The following is a 19,022-nucleotide window of genomic DNA, read 5'->3' on the forward strand; positions in this document are numbered from 1 at the left end:
GGAGCTAACTCATGACTGGATACGGCAGCCTTTTCGAACGCCTGGGTGGCGACGCGCAAAAACGCGTCGGCTGGAGCCGCGAGGTTTCTGCCATGGCGTCCGTGGCTGCCCATCTGGCCAAGATGCTCAGCACCCGTGCGGGCAGCGTGCAAACGCTGTCCGATTACGGGCTACCCGATCTCAATGACATGCGTCTGAGCCTGCACGACTCCCTGAGTCAGGCCCGTCTGGCTATCGAAACATTCATCGAAGCCTACGAGCCACGCCTGAGCAATGTGCGTGTCATTTCCCTGCCGCGTGAACACGATCAGCTTCGTCTGTCCTTCAGCATCGAAGGCTTGCTGGAAGTTGATGGTTTCAGGCGTCAGGTCAGTTTCGCCGCGCGCCTGGATGGCAGCGGTCAGGTCAAGGTCAACTAAGGAGATTCGCATGTCCGGCAAACCCGCAGCCCGCGTCACCGACCCCACCGCTTGCCCGCTCCCCGGCCACGGCACCAACCCGATCGCCGCCGGTTCCGGCGACGTGTTCTTCGACGGCCTCGCGGCCGCCCGCGAAGGCGATGCCTCCGCGTGTGGTGGTGCGATGGTCGGCGGCCTGGCCTCGACGGTAAAAATCAACGGCAAGTCTGCTGTTACCGTCGATTCTGAAGGTACGCATGGCAACAAGGTTACGGCTGGGTCATCGACGGTGATTATTGGTAACTCGCATTCGCCGGCGCCGTTTGTTCCGCCGCTACCGGTGGAGATTCAGTGGCCGTTTAACGAGCACTTTGTGATCAATTGCCAAGAGAGCGGAAAGCCGCTCGCCGGGGTGGAGTACACGCTTAAAACGGCCTCGGGGAAGATCATTAACGGTGTGACGGGAGCGGACGGCAAAACACAAAGAGTGTTCTCGGCTACTGCGGAGGCGGTTGAGTTGGTCATTGAGCCCCAAACCAGAGTTGTACTCGCTTAGTTATTTGCTTTTCACCGCCAGTGACAATCGGATCCTGGAGTAACTGTTAGAGGGATATGGAAATGGCAGCAACAACAGTGGCAACGACCATGACTCCGGCAAGTAATAAAGTCGGACAGTCTGCGACTGCGCGTCAGTTCAAGATCACTGATATTCCAGATACGATGAAAAAAATGAAATGGCCAGTTGCCGCAGACCTTATGAACCATTGGTTCAGTGGTAAGCCATGGCCAACTGATGACGGCGGCATGGATGATAAAGTTAAGAAGCATGATGTTTTTGCGCCCAAGGAATACATAGAAGAATCCATTGTTAAAATGAGCTGGGTTTCCGGTTTTGAACGTGCAAATTCTGCGATAAAGCATTTGAGGGGAGGGTGGAATAGTCCAGCTGGTGTCACTCTGATCAAAAGCAGGCTCCGTCGATCGTTTTCCGGTAAAGCTTCTGGGTGTTATCCGGTTGCGTTTAATGGTGTTGCCAGTGTTGCTGAGGAATTTGGTTATTCCAATAACAAAGTAGTCGAGTTTGAGCAGGCAGGCTCTGATGAGGTGAATGAGCTTCGAGCGGCACTGGCTAACTTCAACATGCGAGCTATTGCTGAAGGTGTAGTCGTTGTAACGGATAAGAGTATCGTGTTCACCCCTTCGCAACTGGGCTTTTATATCGAGGATTCCTACGATTTCAACGATGGAGTCGCTCTTTTCAGTCAAATTCTTGGCTACTGGAATTTCGATAAGTTAGTTACGGACCCCGTTGAGGGAGCAAAAGCTAACGCGAAACTGGCTGCCCAAATGACTGCCGTTATGGCGGAGTCACAATATGAGGGTATGAGAGGACAGCAAAGCACACAGCAAAAAGATGTGGCCGTACGTCGATATCGAGAGCTCGAAGGTAAACACTACATGCTCGTTCAAAACAGTGACTTTCGAGACTATCGTGATCTGAAGAAGAAGGGCGGCGATTTTCGCGTGTATTCGGACATTATGTACGAGCCCGTAACGGCTGCACCTATTGAGATATCGGCTAAATGAAGATCGGACATAAGTACTCCATAAGTTTGGCTGTCTTGTTGTGTGGCTTGTTGATCGCTGTTGCAATCATTGTGGTTGAAGTTTTAGATCGTGCGCCAGACGTTTCGAAAAAAAGTCCGTCTGGGCAGTATCTTATCGAGTCTGTTCCTGCAAGTTCGCTTTTGACCCCGCGAGACTTTGTCTATCTGCGATTCACCGATTTAAACAACCCCGGTCAGGTTTACCGTACACCTCTTTTTTCCGAGTTGGAGTTGGATATGCGCGCCGATGAAGATGAAAAAACAGTGGGGGTTGTATTTATAGAATTTGATAAGTCGAGCAAGGCTTTTACGTTGGGGCTTTCCAGCCCGAAAAAGCACTGGTTGAATTTTGTTATCAGCAATACGCCTTACAGGATTCTGGAAAATTGATGCTGGGGTTTGTGGTGGCCATTGCTTGCTGTACTGACGATCATCGTGCCATGGGTAATTTATGGCGTGTGTTGTTTGATCGCCGGGCAGTCTCAGGACGCTTACCTGGCGTTCGGCTTGATCATGCTTGTGCCTTATCTCCTGATCGGCGGTTACGTGTGTGCCGGCCTGACAGTCGCGCTCTGCAGAACGGTTTTTTCATGAGTTCCACTACCAGGAAGCTACCCCGTGTCCTTTAACCACTACTACCAAAGCGAACTCACCGCACTTCGCCAGTTAGGTCGTCGATTCGCCGAGCGTAGCCCGGCGTTGGCGCCTTTTCTTGGCCAGGCCGGGCGGGATCCGGACGTGGAGCGGTTGCTGGAAGGTTTTGCATTCCTGACCGGTCGTCTGCGTCAGAAGCTCGATGACGAACTGCCAGAACTCAGCCATTCGCTGATGCACCTGCTGTGGCCCAACTACATGCGGCCGCTGCCGGCGTTCAGCATTCTGCAGTTTGATCCGTTGAAGCGCTCAGGCCCGGCGTTGATGGTCGAGCGCGATACGCCGGTCGAGAGCCTGCCGCTCAACGAGGTGCATTGCCGTTTCCGCACTTGCTACCCCACCGAAGTGTTGCCGCTGGATCTGGCTGCGCTGAACTACTCGGTGAAGGGCGATGGATCGCTGCTGAGTCTGCGCCTGGCAATGACGGCTGACGGTCACCTCGGCGAACTGGAACTGAGTCGCCTGCGCCTGCACTTTGCCGGCGAGCGCTACATCAGTCAGATGCTGTACCTGAGCCTGTTGCGCAATCTCGGCGGCATCGAGCTGATCCCGCTCGATGGCGCCGGCAAACCCATCAACGGCGTCAACGGCACACCCATGGCGTTCAAGATGCCCGGCGACCGTGTGCAGCCGGTGGGTTTTGCCGAAGAAGAAGCGTTGATCCCGTACCCGCTGAACACCTTCCGCGGCTATCGCTATCTGCAGGAATATTTCGCCTTTCAGGACAAGTTCCTGTTCGTCGACATCAACGGTCTGGACTTGCTCCAGGCCTTGCCGGAAGACACGCTCAAGCAAGTGCGCGGTCTCGAGTTGCGTTTCGATATCCGCAAGAGCGGCATCCAGCGCCTGCGCCCGACGCTGGAAAACGTGAAGCTCTACTGCACGCCCATCGTCAACCTGTTCAAGCACGACGCGCTGCCGATTCGCCTCGACGGCAAGCAGGATGAATACCTGTTGCTGCCCGCCGAATACGACCTGGAAAACTGCGGCGTGTTTTCGGTCGAAACCGTGACTGGGTGGAAGCCCGGCGGCCTCGGTTATCAGGAATACGTGCCGTTCGAATCCTTCGAGCACGACCCGAGTTTCGACGTGCCCAACAGCCGTCCGCATTACAGCATCCGCCAGCGTTCTTCTTCACTGCATGACGGCCTCGACACGCACCTGAGCTTCGGCATCCGCCACACCGAAGCTCACGAAACGCTGTCGATCGAGCTGATGTGCACCAACCAGAACCTGCCGCGCAAGCTCAAGCTCGGCGACATTTGCGTCGCCTGCGAAGACACGCCTGAATTTCTCACCTTCCGCAACATCACCCCGGCCACCCCCAGTTATGCGCCGCCGCTGAACCGAGACTTCCTCTGGAAGCTGATCAGCAACATGTCGCTTAACTATTTGTCGCTGGCCGACGTCAATGCGTTGAAGGTGATTCTGGAAACCTACGACCTGCCGCGCTACTACGACCAGCACGCAGAGAAAGTCAGCAAACGCCTGCTGGGCGGGCTCAAGTCGATCAAACATCAACACGTCGACCGGCTGCACCGAGGGTTGCCGGTGCGCGGGTTGCGCACCGAGCTGACCATCGACCCGGAAGGCTATATCGGCGAGGGCGATCTGTTCGTTTTCGCTTCGGTTCTTAACGAGTTTTTCGCGCTTTACGCCAGCCTCAATTCGTACCACGAGCTGCGCGTAAAAAGCACACAGGGAGAGGTGTACCAATGGACACCACGTATGGGCCTGCAGCCCCTGCTTTAAGCGGGCTGACCCGGGTAATACGCGAGTACTCGCTGTTTCAGGCCGTGCTGCTGGTGGTTGACCGGCTGCGCGATGCACACCCGCACCTGAGCGAAGACGACCTGTACGACCAGCTGGAATTCCAGGCCAACCCGAGCCTGGGATTTCCCGGCAGCGACGTCGATCGCGTGGAGTTTTTCCACGAGCACGGGCAGATGCGCGCGCGTCTGCGTTTCAACCTGATCGGCCTGGTTGGGTCCGGTTCGCCACTGCCGGCGTTTTACGGCGAGCAGGCCTTGGGCGACAGCGAAGACGGCAACCCGACGCGCAATTTTCTCGACCTGTTCCACCATCGCCTGCAACGGCTGATGCTGCCGATCTGGCGCAAATACCGCTACCGCGCCAGCTTCCAGAGCGGTGCACTCGATCCGTTCTCGGCGCAGCTGTTTGCACTGATTGGCCTCGGTGGTGAAGAGATTCGCAAGGCCCAGGAACTGAACTGGAAACGCCTGCTGCCGTACCTCGGCCTGCTCAGCCTGCGGGCGCACTCGGCGGCGCTGATCGAAGCGGTGCTGCGTTACTACTTCAAGCACGCCGAATTGACCATCGAGCAGTGCATCGAGCGCCGCGTGGAAATTCTCGACGAACAGCGCAATCGTTTGGGCCGCGCCAACAGCCTGCTCGGCGAAGACCTGGTGCTGGGCGAACACGTGCGTGACCGCAGCGGCAAATTCCGCATTCACATCCGCGAACTCGACTGGCAGCGCTTTCACGAATTCCTGCCGATCGGCTTCGGTTACCAGCCGCTGTGCGCGCTGGTGCGGTTCACCCTGCGTGACCCGCTCGATTACGACATTCGCCTGGTGTTGCGCCAGGAAGAAATCCGCGAACTGCGCATCGGTGAGCAGAACGCTTGTCGCCTGGGATGGACCAGTTGGCTGGGCCGCGAAAAAGCGGACGGCGTGGTGACCCTGGGCAGCAAAACTCATTAAGGACAGATGAAAAAATGATCAACGTAGACCTGCAACAACTGATTCAGGCGCTGGACGCCGAAACCCGTCGCGATCTGGAGAGTTCGGCCGAGCGCTGCGTCGCCCGTGGCGGCAGCAAGATCCTCGTCGAAGACTTGCTGCTTGGCCTGCTGGAGCGCCCGCAAGGCTTGCTCGCACGCGCGCTGCAAGACGCCGAAGTGGATGCCGGCGAACTGAGCGCCGCGTTGCAATCGCGGGTCGAGCACAGCGCTTCGCGCAATCCGGTATTTGCCCCGGAACTGGTGCAATGGCTGCAAGATGCTTTGCTGGTGGCCAACCTCGAACTGGGCCAGAGCCAGGTCGAGCAGGCAGCGCTGATCCTCGCACTGCTGCGCAACCCGATGCGCTATGCCGGCAGCCGCTATCAGTCGTTGCTGGCCAAACTGAACATCGAGCGCCTGAAAGAATTCGCCCTGTCGCAGAAGGAACAACCGGCCACCGGCAAACCTGCCGTGCCCGGAGAATCCCTGCTGGAGCGCTTTACCCACAATCTGACCCAACAGGCCCGTGACGGCAAACTCGACCCGGTGTTGTGCCGCGATGGTGCGATCCGGCAGATGGTCGACATCCTCGCCCGTCGTCGCAAGAACAACCCCATCGTGGTCGGTGAAGCCGGTGTCGGTAAAACCGCAATCGTCGAAGGGCTGGCCTCGCGCATCGCGGCCGGTGAAGTGCCACAAGTGCTCAAAGGCGTCGAGTTGCTGTCCCTGGACATGGGCCTGCTGCAGGCCGGCGCCAGCGTCAAAGGTGAATTCGAGCGGCGCCTTAAAGGCGTGATCGACGAAGTCAAAGCCTCGCCGAAACCGATCATCATCTTCATCGACGAAGCGCATACGCTTATCGGCGCGGGCGGCAATGCCGGTGGTTCCGATGCAGCCAATCTGCTCAAGCCGGCGCTGGCCCGTGGCGAGCTGCGCACCATCGCTGCAACTACGTGGGCGGAGTACAAAAAATATTTCGAGAAAGACCCGGCGCTGGCCCGTCGATTCCAGCCGGTGCAACTGCACGAACCGACCGTTAGCGAAGCGGTGACCATCCTTCGTGGGCTGGCCCAGGTTTACGAGAAGAGCCACGGCATTTATCTGCGCGATGACGCCGTGGTTGCAGCGGCCGAGTTGTCTGCACGCTACCTCGCGGGTCGCCAGCTGCCGGACAAAGCCGTCGACGTGCTCGACACCGCCTGCGCCCGCGTGCGCATCAGCCTTGCTGCTGCCCCGGAAAGCCTTGAGCGCCTGCGCGGTGAGCTGGCTGAAGGTGGCCGTCAACGCCAGGCACTGCGCCGCGATGCCGATGCCGGTTTGCTGATCGATCACGAAGCGCTACAGACGCTGGAAGATCGACTGGCCGCTGCTGAAGAGGAAATGCTCACGCTTGAAACCTTGTGGAACGAGCAGAAGGAACTCGCTGAGCGCCTGCTGGATTTGCGTCAGCAATTGGCCAAGGCCCGCGAAGCGGCTGCCGTTGAACCTATCGTCACGGTTGAAGAAGACGCCAAAGGCAGCGTGATCGAAACCTTCGAAGTGGATGAAGCGCAAAGCGTCGAAACACTTGAAGCCGCACTCCACGAAACGCACACCGCTTTGACCGCGCTTCAAGTCAAAGAGCGCCTGGTGAGCTTCGAAGTGTGCCCGCGTCTGGTGGCCGAAGTAATCAGCGCCTGGACCGGCGTGCCGCTGGCGCAACTGGCCCGCGAGCACAATGCCAAGGTCGCAAGTTTCGCCACCGACCTGCGCACGCGTATTCGCGGTCAGGAGCAAGCCGTGCACGCCCTCGACCGTTCGATGCGTGCCACCGCTGCCGGTTTGAACAAGCCGGATGCGCCTGTGGGCGTGTTTCTGCTGGTCGGCCCGAGCGGTGTGGGCAAGACCGAAACCGCCCTGGCGCTCGCGGATCTGCTGTACGGCGGTGATCGTTTCATCACCACCATCAACATGTCCGAATTCCAGGAGAAGCACACCGTCTCGCGCCTGATCGGTGCGCCGCCAGGCTACGTCGGTTATGGCGAGGGCGGCATGCTCACCGAAGCCGTGCGGCAGAAACCGTATTCCGTCGTACTGCTCGATGAGGTCGAAAAAGCCGATCCGGACGTGCTGAATCTGTTCTACCAAATCTTCGACAAGGGCGTGGCCAACGATGGCGAAGGGCGCGAGATCGATTTCCGCAACACGCTGATCCTGATGACCTCGAACCTGGGCAGCGACCGCATCAGCGAATTGTGCGAAAACGGCGCGCGGCCAAGCGCCGAAGTGCTCGAAGAAACCATCCGTCCGGTGCTCAGCAAACACTTCAAACCGGCGCTGCTGGCGCGCATGCGTGTGGTGCCGTATTACCCGGTTGGGGGGCCGGTGTTGCGCGAGCTGATCGAAATCAAACTGGGTCGTTTGGGCGAGCGCCTCAATCGTCGCCAACTGGATTTCACCTACTCGCAAGACCTCGTCGATCATCTGGCCGAGCGCTGCACGCAAAGCGACAGCGGCGCGCGGTTGATCGATCACTTGCTCGACTTGCATGTGCTGCCGTTGGTGGCTGACCGTTTGCTCGACGCAATGGCCTCGGGTGAAAGCCTCAAGCGTGTCCATGCGACGCTCGACGGCAGTGCCAGCGTGACCTGCGAGTTCGCCTGAGGTGGGAGTGATGTTCACTCAAGTGCCGCAACCGCTGGTGTATGCCGAAGCGCTGCTGGCGCAATTCGCCGGTCTGTCGCGCGCGGCGGACGGCGCTGCGCTGCTGGGTGACTTTGTGCGTGGGGTCGCCGAGCTCAGTGGTTGTGAGTTGACGCAGTTGTACCTGCTGGACGCAACTCACACGTGCCTGGGGCTGAACGCCGAGTGCCTCAACGGCCTTGTGCAACCCCGAGAAGCCACGAGCCTGCCGGCGGACTACAACGGTGAACAACTGCTGCAATTTGCGCTGTGCCAGAACCGCGTGGTGAGCCTGGGTGAGCTCAGTGGCAGCTTGCACGAAACCAGTTTCCTGCCGTCTCAGGCCATGCCGTGGCAGTCGTTGCTGTGCGTGCCTCTGGTCAATCAGCAAAAGCAGGTTGAGGGCTTGCTGGTGTGCGCCACGCAGGGGCACATCGACCTTCAAGGGTTTGCCGAATCACTCTCCCAGCTCGGCTCGTTCGTGCTCGGTCAGCTGCGTTTGCTGCACCGTTTGCGCCGTCCGGTGGATAATCTGAAAACCGCGCCGGTGAGCAGCACGCCCAGTGCCAGTGGCTATGGCTTGATCGGTAAAAGTAAAGCCATGCGTGCGACCTATTCGCTGATCAGCAGAGTTCTGCATAGTCCCTATACCGTGTTGTTGCGCGGTGAAACCGGCACCGGCAAGGAAGTGGTCGCCCGGGCAATCCATGATTGCGGGCCACGCCGCTCCCAGGCGTTCATCGTGCAGAACTGCGCGGCCTTCCCTGAGAACCTGCTCGAAAGCGAGCTGTTTGGCTATCGCAAAGGAGCCTTCACCGGCGCTGATCGCGACCGCGCCGGGCTGTTCGACGCAGCCAATGGCGGCACCTTGTTGCTGGATGAAATCGGTGACATGCCGTTATCGCTGCAAGCCAAACTGCTGCGCGTGCTGCAGGAAGGCGAGATTCGACCGCTGGGCTCCAACGACACTCACAAGATCGATGTGCGCATCATTGCCGCGACTCACCGCGATTTGTCGGTGCTGGTGAGCGAGGGCAAGTTTCGCGAGGACTTGTACTACCGCCTCGCGCAGTTTCCGATCGAGTTGCCGGCGCTGCGTCAACGTGAAGGCGACATCCTCGATCTGGCCCGCCATTTCGCCGACAAGGCTTGCTCGTTCCTGCAACGCGACGCGGTGCGCTGGTCCGACGCGGCCCTCGATCACTTGAGCGGATATACCTTCCCCGGCAACGTGCGAGAGCTCAAAGGCCTGGTCGAGCGCGCCGTGCTGCTGTGCGAGGGCGGCGAGTTGCTGGCCGAGCACTTCTCCCTGCGCGTGGAAGCCATGCCGGAAGACAGCAGCCTGAATTTGCGCGAGCGCCTGGAGCAAGTCGAACGCAGCCTGCTGCTCGATTGCCTGCGCAAAAATGACGGCAACCAGACCCTCGCCGCCCGCGAACTCGGCCTGCCACGCCGCACGCTGCTGTACCGCCTCGGCCGCCTGAATATCAATCTCGGTGACTTCGATGGCTAGGCCGCATTCCCTTGATTTTGCCCGATCCGCTTTTTATAGCGCCGCCCAAACGGGCCGGCGCTTTGTGCATTGTTCATTCCTGGAGACCCTCTGATGTCTGTTCGTCACTGGCAAGCCGTTCTGCTGACCCTCGTCGTTCTATGCGGCCTCGGCGGCTGTAGCGGCAACTACAAATTCAACGACAACACCTATCGCCCATTGGGTGATCCGCAGGCGGTCAATCGCGGCAAGTGACCGCAAGGAGTATCACCATGGAACTGGTTTTCGAAATGCTCAACACCAAGCAGTTCGTGCCTACGGAGTTGTGCCAGAAGACGTTCAAGCAGGCCGGCGGCGTGATCGGTCGGGGCGAGGATTGCGACTGGATCATCCCCGACCGCAAGCGTCACCTGTCCAATCACCACGCGATGATCAGCTACCGCGACGGCTCGTTTTTCCTGACCGATACCAGCAGCAACGGTATCTCCGACAGCGAAAGCGGTGCGCGTCTGCGCAAGGGCGAAGCCATGCGCATCGAACACGGCAACGTGTACGTGCTGGGAGACTTCGAGATCCGTGCGCGACTGGTGCGCGACCCGGCGACTTTTGACGTTGAAGTCGGCCGTCCGCAAGCCGCTGGCAGCATCATTCCAGACGATGCGTTTCTGGACCTCGATCCGCTCAACGCGCTCGACCAGCAAGAGCGTGTGTACTCGGAAATCGACGAACTGATTTCCCCGAGCACCCACATCGAAGACACCCGTCAGCGCGCCGACTATGCGCGCATCGACATGGAAAGCCTGATGGTCCCCGAGCTGATCGACGCGCCGGCTGAGCCTGCGCCGGCTCCGGCCCCGAAGGCTGTCGAGCGGCAAAGCGAAGGTTTTTGGGAGCACTTCGGTGCGGCGTTGGGCGTCGACCTCAAAGGTCTCGACCACGATGGCCGCGAAGCTCTGGCGCTGAACGCGGCGCGCCTGCTCAAGCAGAGCGTTGGCGGTTTGCAGCAGAGCCTGCGTACGCGCAGCGAGCTGAAAAACGAACTGCGCCTGGCGCAGACCACCGTCCAGGGCTCGCAGAAAAACCCGTTGAAGTTCGCCGTCGATGCCAGTGAAGCGCTGGGCATTTTGTTGCAGTCGAACAAGCCCGGGCAAATGCCGGCGGAGCAATCGATTTCCCGTGCGTTCCGCGATTTACAGGCGCATCAGGTGGCCCTGCTGACCGCCAGCCGCGCCGCCGTTCGCGGCACGCTGGAGCATTTTTCGCCCGAGCAACTGACCTTGCGTTTCGAGCGCGACACCAAGCCGTTGCTGGCCACTTCCGGCAGCCGCTGGCGCGCCTATGGCCGTTATCACCAGGCGTTGCGTCAGGACGATGACTGGAGCGAACGACTGCTGGCCCGCGACTTCGCTCAGGCCTACGAAGAACAGATCCGCCTGATTTCCACCCTTCACACCGACCACCAAGGATGATGCGCATGTCTCGCTGCTCGACCGCTTTTTTCAAGATGCTGACGGCATGTGCGGCGCTGGTGCTGCTGAGCGCTTGCTCGTCGCTGTCGCCGTATTCTCACGTGACCAAAGTCAACCTCAAGCTCACGGCCAGCGATCAGCTGAACCCGGACCTCAACGGGCGGCCGTCGCCGATTGTCGTTCGCCTGTTCGAGCTCAAGCACCCGGTGACTTTCGAGAACGCCGACTTTTTCAGCCTCTACGAGCGTGCCAAGGAATCCCTCGCCCCGGACCTGGTGGCCAGCGAAGAACTCGAACTGCGTCCGGGTGAAACCGTCGAGCTCAAGCTTAGCGTGGAAGAGGGTAGCCGCTACGTCGGCATCCTCGCGGCCTACCGCGACCTGCCGGAAACCAAGTGGCGCTATACCGTGCAAATCACCCCGGTGGAACTCACCGAGGCAGACTTGACGCTTGATCAGGCCGGTATTCGCAACACCCATGAAACGCTCGCCAAGGCGGATGACTGAACATGAATTCCCATAAAGTCATCTGGCAGGAAGGCATGCTGCTGCGTCCGCAGCACTTCCAGCACAACGATCGCTATTACGATCACCAGATGAAAACCCGCACGCAGTTACTGGGCAGTTACACCTGGGGTTTTCTCAATCTGGACATCGATCTGCAGTTCCTCAACATGGGCAAACTGGTGATCAGCCAGGCCTCGGGGATTCTGCCGGACGGCAGCCTGTTCGAACTCGGCGGCAACACCGAGCCGCTGGCGCTGGATGTGCCGCCGAACACCGGCAACACGCCGATTTATCTGGCGTTGCCGCTGGTCACCGGTAATCACATCGAAGCGCGTCGCCCGGAGCAATCCGACGTGCTGGCGCGCTTCACCGCTTACGAAGCCGAAGTGGCGGACTCTAACGCGGGCGACGATTCCGCCAGCCAGGTCAGCTGCGGTCGCCCGGACTTCAAACTGTTGCTGGGCGAGCAGCAGAGCGATCAGGCCTACGTAAAACTGAAAATCTGCGACGTGCTCGACACCACGCCCGACGGCGTGATCAGCCTCGATCCGGACTTCGTGCCGACCTACATTCAGGCGCATGCCTCCAGCTACCTGCTGTCGTGCCTGAAAGAAGTCATCAGCATGCTCGGCCATCGTGGCGACACCATTGCCGAGCGTATCCGTTCCAACGGCAAAGTCGGTGGCGCGGAAGTCGGCGACTTCATGATGCTGCAACTGATCAATCGCACCGAACTGCTGCTGCGTCATTACCTCGGCCTGGAGCAGGTTCATCCGGAAGAGTTGTACCGCGCGCTGCTGACCATGCTCGGCGATCTGGCGACCTTCTCCAGCGACAGCAAACGACCGCGTCTGGACAGCCGTTATCAACACAGCGATCAGGGCGCAAGCTTCCGCAAACTGATGGAAGCGATTCGTCAGGTGCTGTCGATGGTGCTGGAACAGCACGCCATCGAACTGGTCCTGCAAGCGCGTCAGTACGGGATCATCGTCTCGCCGCTGCACGACCACAAACTGCTGGGCTCGGCCTCGTTCGTGCTCGCCGCCAGTGCCAACTGCGATTCCGAAGAACTGCGTCACCGCTTGCCGGCGCACCTCAAGGTCGGCCCGGTGGAGCGCATTCGTCAACTGGTCAACCTGCACCTGCCGGGCATCAAGGTCAAACCGTTGCCGGTGGCCCCGCGGCAGATCGCGTTTCACTCCAACAAAACCTATTTCATTCTCGAACTCAGTTCCGAAGACCTGGCACAACTGGAGCGCTCCGGCGGCTTCGCGTTCCACGTGTCCGGCGAATTTGCCGAGCTTGAACTGAAATTCTGGGCCATCAGGAACTGACCGACATGATCAAGGACATGGAACACCATCAGGACGATAAAACCGTCTTGCTCGACCGTCAGGGGCACGGCCCGGCGCAAAGTCCGCTGACCGATTTCGCTGCGCCGCCACGCTTTGAACAGCTCGAAGAGCGGATGATCTACGCCGCGCGTTTGCGCCCGGCGGAGGCGTTCAACATCAGCCTCAATTCGCTGGTGGCCGCTGGCTCCGACTTGCTCTCGGAAGTGGTGCGGCTCAAGCACAGCGATTCTCGCGAAGACATGCACGCCCTCAATCAGCGTCTCACCGCCGGGCTGAAACTGTTTGAGGTGCGCGCGCTGCACGACGGTGCCGAAAGCAGCCAGGTGATGGCCGCGCGTTACGTGCTCTGCACCGTGGTCGATGAAGCCGTTGTCACCACGCCGTGGGGCAATGAAAGCGAGTGGTCGCAGATGAGCCTGCTCAGCAGCTTTCACAACGAGACTTTCGGTGGCGAGAAGTTTTTCCAGCTGCTCGATCGCCTGTCGAAAAACCCGGTCAAGCACCTGCCAATGCTGGAGCTGATGTACCTGTGCCTGTCCCTCGGTTTCGAGGGCAAGTACCGCGTGCAGGCGCGCGGCATGCTTGAGCTCGAAGGCATCCGCGACGCGTTGTATCGGCAGATCCGTCAACTGCGTGGCGACGTGCCGCGTGAGCTGTCGCCGCACTGGGAAGGCTTGAATGATCAGCGCCGCAGCCTGGTGCGTATCGTGCCGGCGTGGATGGTAGTGCTGTTCACCGTGGTCTGCCTGGTGGTGATGTACTCGGGTTTTGCCTGGGTCTTGGGCGAACAACGCGAAACCGTTCTGCAACCTTATCAGCCGCTAGATCCGGCCGCGGTCCAGCCGCAGTCGCAGCCGTAAACAGGGACGTGTGATGAAAAAGTTTTTCAAGAAAGTCGGCGCATTCTTGCGCAAGACCTGGGTCTGGACCTTGCTGGTCGTGCTGTTTCTTGCGCTGCTGGTGTGGTTCGTCGGGCCGCTGCTGGCAGTGAATGACTACAAGTTCTGGGAAGGCTCGACCTCCCGTCTGCTCACCATTAGCGTGCTGTTCCTTATCTGGGGCCTGACCATGGTCTTCGTCAGCTGGCGCGCCGGGGTGCGCAAGAAAGCCGTCGAAGGCACCGAAGACGGCCAGGAACGAATTCGCCGTGAAGAGCGGATGGACGATGAGCAGAAAGAGCTGCGCGTGCGCTTCAAGGATGCGTTGAAAACCCTGAAGTCTTCCAGCCTCTATCGCGGTCGCAGCGAACGCTGGCGCAGTGATTTGCCGTGGTACTTGCTGATTGGCCCGCACGGCAGTGGCAAGACCAGTCTGCTGGATTTTTCGGGCCTGGAATTCCCGATCAACAAGATCGACCGCAAGCTCACTCGCGACACCCTCGGCACCCGCCATTGCGATTGGTATTTCGCCGATCACGGCGTGCTGATCGACACCGCCGGGCGCTACCTGACGCAGCCGGATGGCGAAGTCGATGGCAGCGCCTGGAACACCCTGCTCGACCTGTTGCGCAAGCGTCGTCGCAATCGTCCGTTGAACGGTGTGCTGGTGACCATCCCCGTGGAAACCCTGCTGGGCAGCAGCGAACGTGAGCTGGACATATTGGCGCGGCAGGTGCGTTCGCGTCTGCAAGAGGTACATCAGAAGCTGCACGTCGACGTGCCGGTTTACCTGGTCCTGAGCAAGGCCGACAAGCTGCTCGGGTTTGATGAATTTTTCGATCAGTTGACCCGCGAGGAAAGCGATCAGGTGCTGGGCACCAGTTTCCGCAAAGATCAGAGCGGCACCGACGTTACGGTATTGCGCGCCGAGTTCGAAGAGTTGCTGCGTCGCCTGAACAGCCAAGTGATCATGCGCATGCACCAGGAGCGCGATACACAGCGCCGTGGCCGCATCCTCGACTTCCCGCATCAGCTGGGGCAGATCGGCGAGCGCCTGTGCCTGTTTGTCGACATGGCGTTCACCGGCAACCGCTACCAGCGTGTCAGCCAGTTGCGCGGGTTCTACCTGACCAGCGCACCGCACCTGACCGAGGAAATGGACCAGACCACCGCCGGCATCGGCGCGAATCTGGGGATCGATTCCGGTGTGTTGCCGACCTTGCGCAGTGGCCGTTCGCGGTTCATTCACCACTTGCTCAGCCGGGTGATTTTCCCCGAGGCCGACCTGGCGGGCCTGGATCAGCGTGAACGCAGCCGCATCCATTGGGGCCAGCGTGCGTTGTATGTGGGCGCATTGGCGGCGCTGGGTCTGTTCGGTTTGCTGTGGGCAAGTGGTTTCTCGGCCAACTACGAGCGACTGGAGCACCTGCGCGACCTGGCGCAAAACTGGACGCAACAGCGCTCGGCGCTGACCGCGCGTGATGACTCAATGGCGGTGCTCAAGCCCCTCGACAGCAGCTACGCAGCGACCCAGGTTTTCCCGAACAAGGCTGACGTGTCGTACCACGAACGCGGTGGCCTGTATCAGGGTGAAGACGTCGATCCTGTGGTCAAATCGGCGTACGAGCGAGAGCTGGAAACCCAGCTGCTGCCCAAAGTCGCATCGCTGCTCGAAGGGCAGATTCGCGCCAACATGAAGGACCGCGAACGCCTGCTCAACAGCTTGCGCGCGTACCTGATGCTGAACATGAAAGACCGCCGCGATGCCGCGTGGCTCAAGGACTGGGTCGCCACCGACTGGTCCTTGCGTTACGCCGGCAACACGGCAGTGCAGAACGGTTTGAACACGCACTTCGAGCGTTTGCTGAAGCAGCCGTTTATCTACCCGCTGAACGATGAACTGGTGGCTCAGGCGCGTCAGGTGTTGCGCAGCGAGTCGCTGGCGAACGTGGTTTACCGGATGCTGCGCGAGCAGGCCCGCAATCTGCCGGAGTACCGTTTCAGCCAACACCTGGGCCCGCAAGGCGCGTTGTTTGTCGGCACCGATTACGTGATCCCGGGCTTCTATACGCAGCAGGGTTATGAGCAGTATTTCTCGATCCAGGGCTCTGCGCTGGTCACCGATATCCTGCGTGACAACTGGGTGCTGGGTGAAGGTTCGGGCATCAGCGGTATGGACTTGCGTCGCCTGATGGTCGAGCTGGAGCAGTTGTATTTCCGCGACTACGCCAACTTCTGGAGCGAAGCAGTCGGTCAGGTGGCGCTACCACCAATCAATGATGCGGGCGAGGGCGCCGAGCAACTGGCGGGCCTGACGTCGGCTAATTCGCCAGTTCTGCAATTGCTGGTGGAAGTGCGTGAAAACACCCGTTTCCCGGTGATCGCGGACAGCATGGATGAGGCTGCGGGTGCGGCTGAAAAGCTGGGCGAGAAGGGCGGCAAGCTGGGCAAACTGGCTGCGGCGGCCGCTGATAAAGCGTCTGACGTGGCCATGAACCTGCCCGACACCGCGAAGAAATCCCTGCAACGTCGCTTCGAGCCACTGCACCGTTTGCTGGACGATAACAACGGCCCGGCCGCTGATTTGACCCCGGCGCTGACCGCGCTCAACGACCTGCAACTGCAACTGGCGAGCCTGGCGCGTGCCAGTGCGCCGGAGCAGGCCGCGTTTGAAATGGCCAAGACCCGCATGAGCGGCCAACGCGATGCGCTGAGCAATCTGCGCAACGCCTCGAACCGTCTGCCGCGTCCGGTCAGCGTGTGGTTCAACGTGCTGGCCGAAGATACCTGGCGCCTGGTGCTGAACGATTCCTACCAGTACCTGAACCAGCGTTACCAGAGCGAGCTGTACAGCTTCTACGGCAAAGCGATCAACAAGCGCTACCCGTTCAGCGCCCACAGCACCAGCGACGTCGCGATCAGTGACTTCCGTGAGTTCTTCAAGGCTCAAGGCATCGCCGACCGGTTCTTCGATAACTACATGCGTCCTTTCGTCAGCGGCGATCCGGGCAACTACCGTCTGCGCAGCATCGACGGCCACAGCATGCCGATCTCCAAGGTCTACCTCGACCAGATGGCCGCGGCACAAGTCATCCGCCAGAGCTTCTTCTCGATCAACCCGGCCGAGCCGCAGGTGCAGTTCAAACTGGAGCCGTACACCCTCGATCCGGCGGTCAGCCGGTCCGAGTTCAAGTTTGGCGACAAGACCATCGAATACCGCCACGGACCGATCGTGCCGGTGTCGTTCAAATGGCCGACCGATGCTGAAGACGGCCGCACCAGTCTGGTCATGGATCGCATGGCGGGGCGCCCGATCGGCATCGAGAAAAACACCGGTCCCTGGTCGCTGTTCCGTTTGTTCGACCTGATGCAAACCGAGTACCTGAGCGGTCGCGACGTGCTGGTGCTGAAAGCTGACGTGGGTGGCCTGCGCGCCAATTACCTGCTCAGCAGCCAGCGCACGCCGAACCCGTTCGACATGGGCGTGCTGCGTACTTTCCGTATGCCGGTGCAGCTCTGATGCGGGTTGCCAGTCCCTGGCGCAGCGCTGCGCGTACTGACGCCGGCAAGGTTCGGGCGCGCAACGAGGATGCTTTTCTCGACGCTCCGCAGCAGGGGCTGTGGGTGGTCGCGGATGGCATGGGCGGTCATCAGGGGGGCGACATCGCCAGCCAGCTGATCGTCGCCAGCCTGGCGGAGTTGCCGGAGCAGGACGATTTCGACGAACGACTCAAAGGCATTCGCCAGTGCCTGCACTGGCTGAATCGTCGCTTGGGTCAGGAGTTGACCGTCACCGCCGGACGTCACGACAGCATCATGGGCAGCACCGTCGTGGCGCTGCTGGTGGAAGGCAATCGCGCGGCCTGCATCTGGGCCGGCGATAGCCGCTGCTACCTGTGGCGCGGGCAGCGTTTGTATCAGCTGTCCAAGGACCATTCGCTGCAGCAGCAACTCATCGACGAACAGCAGATGAGCCTGGAGGACGCGCGTGCGCATCCTTCGGCCCATGCCCTGACCCGCGCGGTCGGGGCCGCCGAGCAACTGACCCTGGATGTGCTCGAACTCGAGGTGTATCCCGGCGATGCGTTTCTATTGTGCAGCGACGGTTTATACAACGGGCTGAGCAGCGACGCTTTGGGCAATGCGCTGAGCCTGACCGCGCCGCACATCGCGCTGGAGCGTCTGTTCGACGGCGCCTTGCGTGGCTCGGCACGGGACAACCTGACCGCTGTGGTGATCCGCAAATGACTCAACTCATGCCCCCGCTCGACGACCTGCTGGTGAGCGAAGAGCAAGCCAGTAACCTGACTTACTTTGCGTTTGCCAAAGCCCATAACGCAGAACCTGCGCTGGCGCCGACCAAGGCCAGCGTCGGTGAACTGCCTGACGTGCTGGCAGGCCGTTACCGCATCGAGCGTCTGCTCGGCGCCGGTGGCATGGGCGCGGTCTACCGCGCACGGGACTTGCTGAGCGAACAGTTCGGCGATCCCGACCCTTACATTGCGCTGAAAATCCTCAGCGAAGAATTTGCCGAATCGCCGGATGCGAGCGCCTTGCTTTACAGCGAGTTCGCCCTGATCCGGCGCTTGCGCCACGACAACGTGCTGCGTTTGCACAGCTTTGAAGTGGACACCGATTGCCAGCGCGCCTTCATCACCATGGAACTCATGCGTGGGCTGACCCTGGACAAACTGCTCTGCGAGCGGCCGCTGGGCCTGCCGTGGAAAGAACTGCGTGACATCGCGCTGCCGCTGCTCGACGCGCTGGCCCATGCCCACGCTCGCGGCGTGCTGCACGGCGACATGAAACCGAGCAACGTAATGCTCAGCGAAGAAGGCGTGCGCCTGTTCGATTTCGGTCTGGGCCAGGCCGAGGAGGGCATCTTGCCCGGCCTGCCTCACCTGAGCCGCAACCGCTTCAACGCCTGGACCCCGGGCTACGCCGCTCCGGAACTGCTCGAAGGGCAACCGTTAGCGGCCAGCGCCGACGTCTACGGCGTGGCCTGCGTGATCTACGAATTGGCCGGCGGCAAACACCCGTTTCGGCGCATGTCGTCGACCGAGGCCCGTGATGGCCAACTCGAGCGCGAACTGCACGCCCCGCGCAATCTGCCAAAACGCTGCTGGCCAGCGCTGCGCACGGCGTTGGCATTCGATGCGGCTGATCGCACGATCACTGCCGCACAACTGCGTGACGCCATGGGCGCCACTTCGTCTTTGCTGCAACGTCTGCGACTTCGGGCGTAACGGATGACTACCG

Annotated in this window: 16 protein-coding genes; all 16 read left to right on the forward strand. The window is 60.3% G+C overall.

Annotated elements, in window-relative coordinates; genetic code table 11:
* Nucleotides 1–11: 11 nt before the first annotated feature.
* Nucleotides 12–419 (forward strand): type VI secretion system baseplate subunit TssE, encoded by a 408-nt coding sequence (tssE, locus tag DU29_RS0103430; RefSeq protein WP_028620449.1) that lies wholly within the window; start codon nucleotides 12–14, stop codon nucleotides 417–419.
* Between the two features lie 10 nt (nucleotides 420–429).
* Nucleotides 430–954 carry a PAAR domain-containing protein gene (locus tag DU29_RS0103435; RefSeq protein WP_028620450.1) on the forward strand — a complete coding sequence of 175 codons (525 nt, stop codon included), beginning with the start codon at nucleotides 430–432 and terminating at the stop codon, nucleotides 952–954.
* Between the two features lie 62 nt (nucleotides 955–1,016).
* Nucleotides 1,017–1,985, forward strand: a complete 969-nt coding sequence (locus DU29_RS0103440) for a DUF6402 family protein (protein ID WP_028620451.1) — start codon at nucleotides 1,017–1,019, stop codon at nucleotides 1,983–1,985.
* Nucleotides 1,982–2,395, forward strand: coding sequence for a hypothetical protein (locus DU29_RS0103445; RefSeq protein WP_028620452.1), 414 nt, complete (start codon nucleotides 1,982–1,984; stop codon nucleotides 2,393–2,395). Before DU29_RS0103440 ends, DU29_RS0103445 begins: the two co-directional genes overlap by 4 nt.
* Nucleotides 2,396–2,623: 228 nt before the next feature.
* Nucleotides 2,624–4,411 carry a type VI secretion system baseplate subunit TssF gene (tssF, locus tag DU29_RS0103455; RefSeq protein ID WP_028620453.1) on the forward strand — a complete coding sequence of 596 codons (1,788 nt, stop codon included), beginning with the start codon at nucleotides 2,624–2,626 and terminating at the stop codon, nucleotides 4,409–4,411.
* Entirely contained in the window at nucleotides 4,375–5,382 is a 1,008-nt protein-coding gene (gene tssG, locus DU29_RS0103460) for a type VI secretion system baseplate subunit TssG (RefSeq protein ID WP_028620454.1), read from the forward strand. Before tssF ends, tssG begins: the two co-directional genes overlap by 37 nt.
* A gap of 14 nt (nucleotides 5,383–5,396) precedes the next feature.
* Nucleotides 5,397–8,045 carry a type VI secretion system ATPase TssH gene (tssH, locus tag DU29_RS0103465; protein WP_028620455.1) on the forward strand — a complete coding sequence of 883 codons (2,649 nt, stop codon included), beginning with the start codon at nucleotides 5,397–5,399 and terminating at the stop codon, nucleotides 8,043–8,045.
* 10 nt (nucleotides 8,046–8,055) lie between these two features.
* A complete protein-coding gene (locus DU29_RS0103470; RefSeq protein WP_028620456.1) occupies nucleotides 8,056–9,576 on the forward strand; it encodes a sigma-54 interaction domain-containing protein in 1,521 nt (506 codons plus the stop codon).
* Nucleotides 9,577–9,669: 93 nt separating this feature from the next.
* On the forward strand, nucleotides 9,670–9,810 hold the full coding sequence (locus DU29_RS0103475; RefSeq protein WP_008030659.1) for a hypothetical protein: 141 nt from the start codon (nucleotides 9,670–9,672) through the stop codon (nucleotides 9,808–9,810).
* A 17-nt stretch (nucleotides 9,811–9,827) separates the two neighbouring features.
* Nucleotides 9,828–11,024, forward strand: coding sequence for a type VI secretion system-associated FHA domain protein TagH (tagH, locus tag DU29_RS0103480; protein WP_028620457.1), 1,197 nt, complete (start codon nucleotides 9,828–9,830; stop codon nucleotides 11,022–11,024).
* A 5-nt stretch (nucleotides 11,025–11,029) separates the two neighbouring features.
* Nucleotides 11,030–11,530, forward strand: a complete 501-nt coding sequence (gene tssJ / locus DU29_RS0103485) for a type VI secretion system lipoprotein TssJ (protein WP_028620458.1) — start codon at nucleotides 11,030–11,032, stop codon at nucleotides 11,528–11,530.
* A gap of 2 nt (nucleotides 11,531–11,532) precedes the next feature.
* Nucleotides 11,533–12,864 carry a type VI secretion system baseplate subunit TssK gene (gene tssK, locus DU29_RS0103490; RefSeq protein WP_028620459.1) on the forward strand — a complete coding sequence of 444 codons (1,332 nt, stop codon included), beginning with the start codon at nucleotides 11,533–11,535 and terminating at the stop codon, nucleotides 12,862–12,864.
* 5 nt (nucleotides 12,865–12,869) lie between these two features.
* Nucleotides 12,870–13,745 carry a type IVB secretion system protein IcmH/DotU gene (gene icmH, locus DU29_RS0103495; RefSeq protein WP_028620460.1) on the forward strand — a complete coding sequence of 292 codons (876 nt, stop codon included), beginning with the start codon at nucleotides 12,870–12,872 and terminating at the stop codon, nucleotides 13,743–13,745.
* A gap of 13 nt (nucleotides 13,746–13,758) precedes the next feature.
* Nucleotides 13,759–17,283 carry a type VI secretion system membrane subunit TssM gene (gene tssM, locus DU29_RS0103500; RefSeq protein ID WP_028620461.1) on the forward strand — a complete coding sequence of 1,175 codons (3,525 nt, stop codon included), beginning with the start codon at nucleotides 13,759–13,761 and terminating at the stop codon, nucleotides 17,281–17,283.
* Nucleotides 17,283–18,011 (forward strand): PP2C family protein-serine/threonine phosphatase, encoded by a 729-nt coding sequence (locus DU29_RS0103505; RefSeq protein WP_028620462.1) that lies wholly within the window; start codon nucleotides 17,283–17,285, stop codon nucleotides 18,009–18,011. Before tssM ends, DU29_RS0103505 begins: the two co-directional genes overlap by 1 nt.
* Nucleotides 18,008–19,009, forward strand: coding sequence for a serine/threonine-protein kinase (locus DU29_RS0103510; RefSeq protein ID WP_028620463.1), 1,002 nt, complete (start codon nucleotides 18,008–18,010; stop codon nucleotides 19,007–19,009). Before DU29_RS0103505 ends, DU29_RS0103510 begins: the two co-directional genes overlap by 4 nt.
* The last annotated feature ends 13 nt before the right edge of the window (nucleotides 19,010–19,022 follow it).

The organism is Pseudomonas sp. Ant30-3 (assembly GCF_000690905.1).
Classification (GTDB): Bacteria; Pseudomonadota; Gammaproteobacteria; order Pseudomonadales; family Pseudomonadaceae; genus Aquipseudomonas.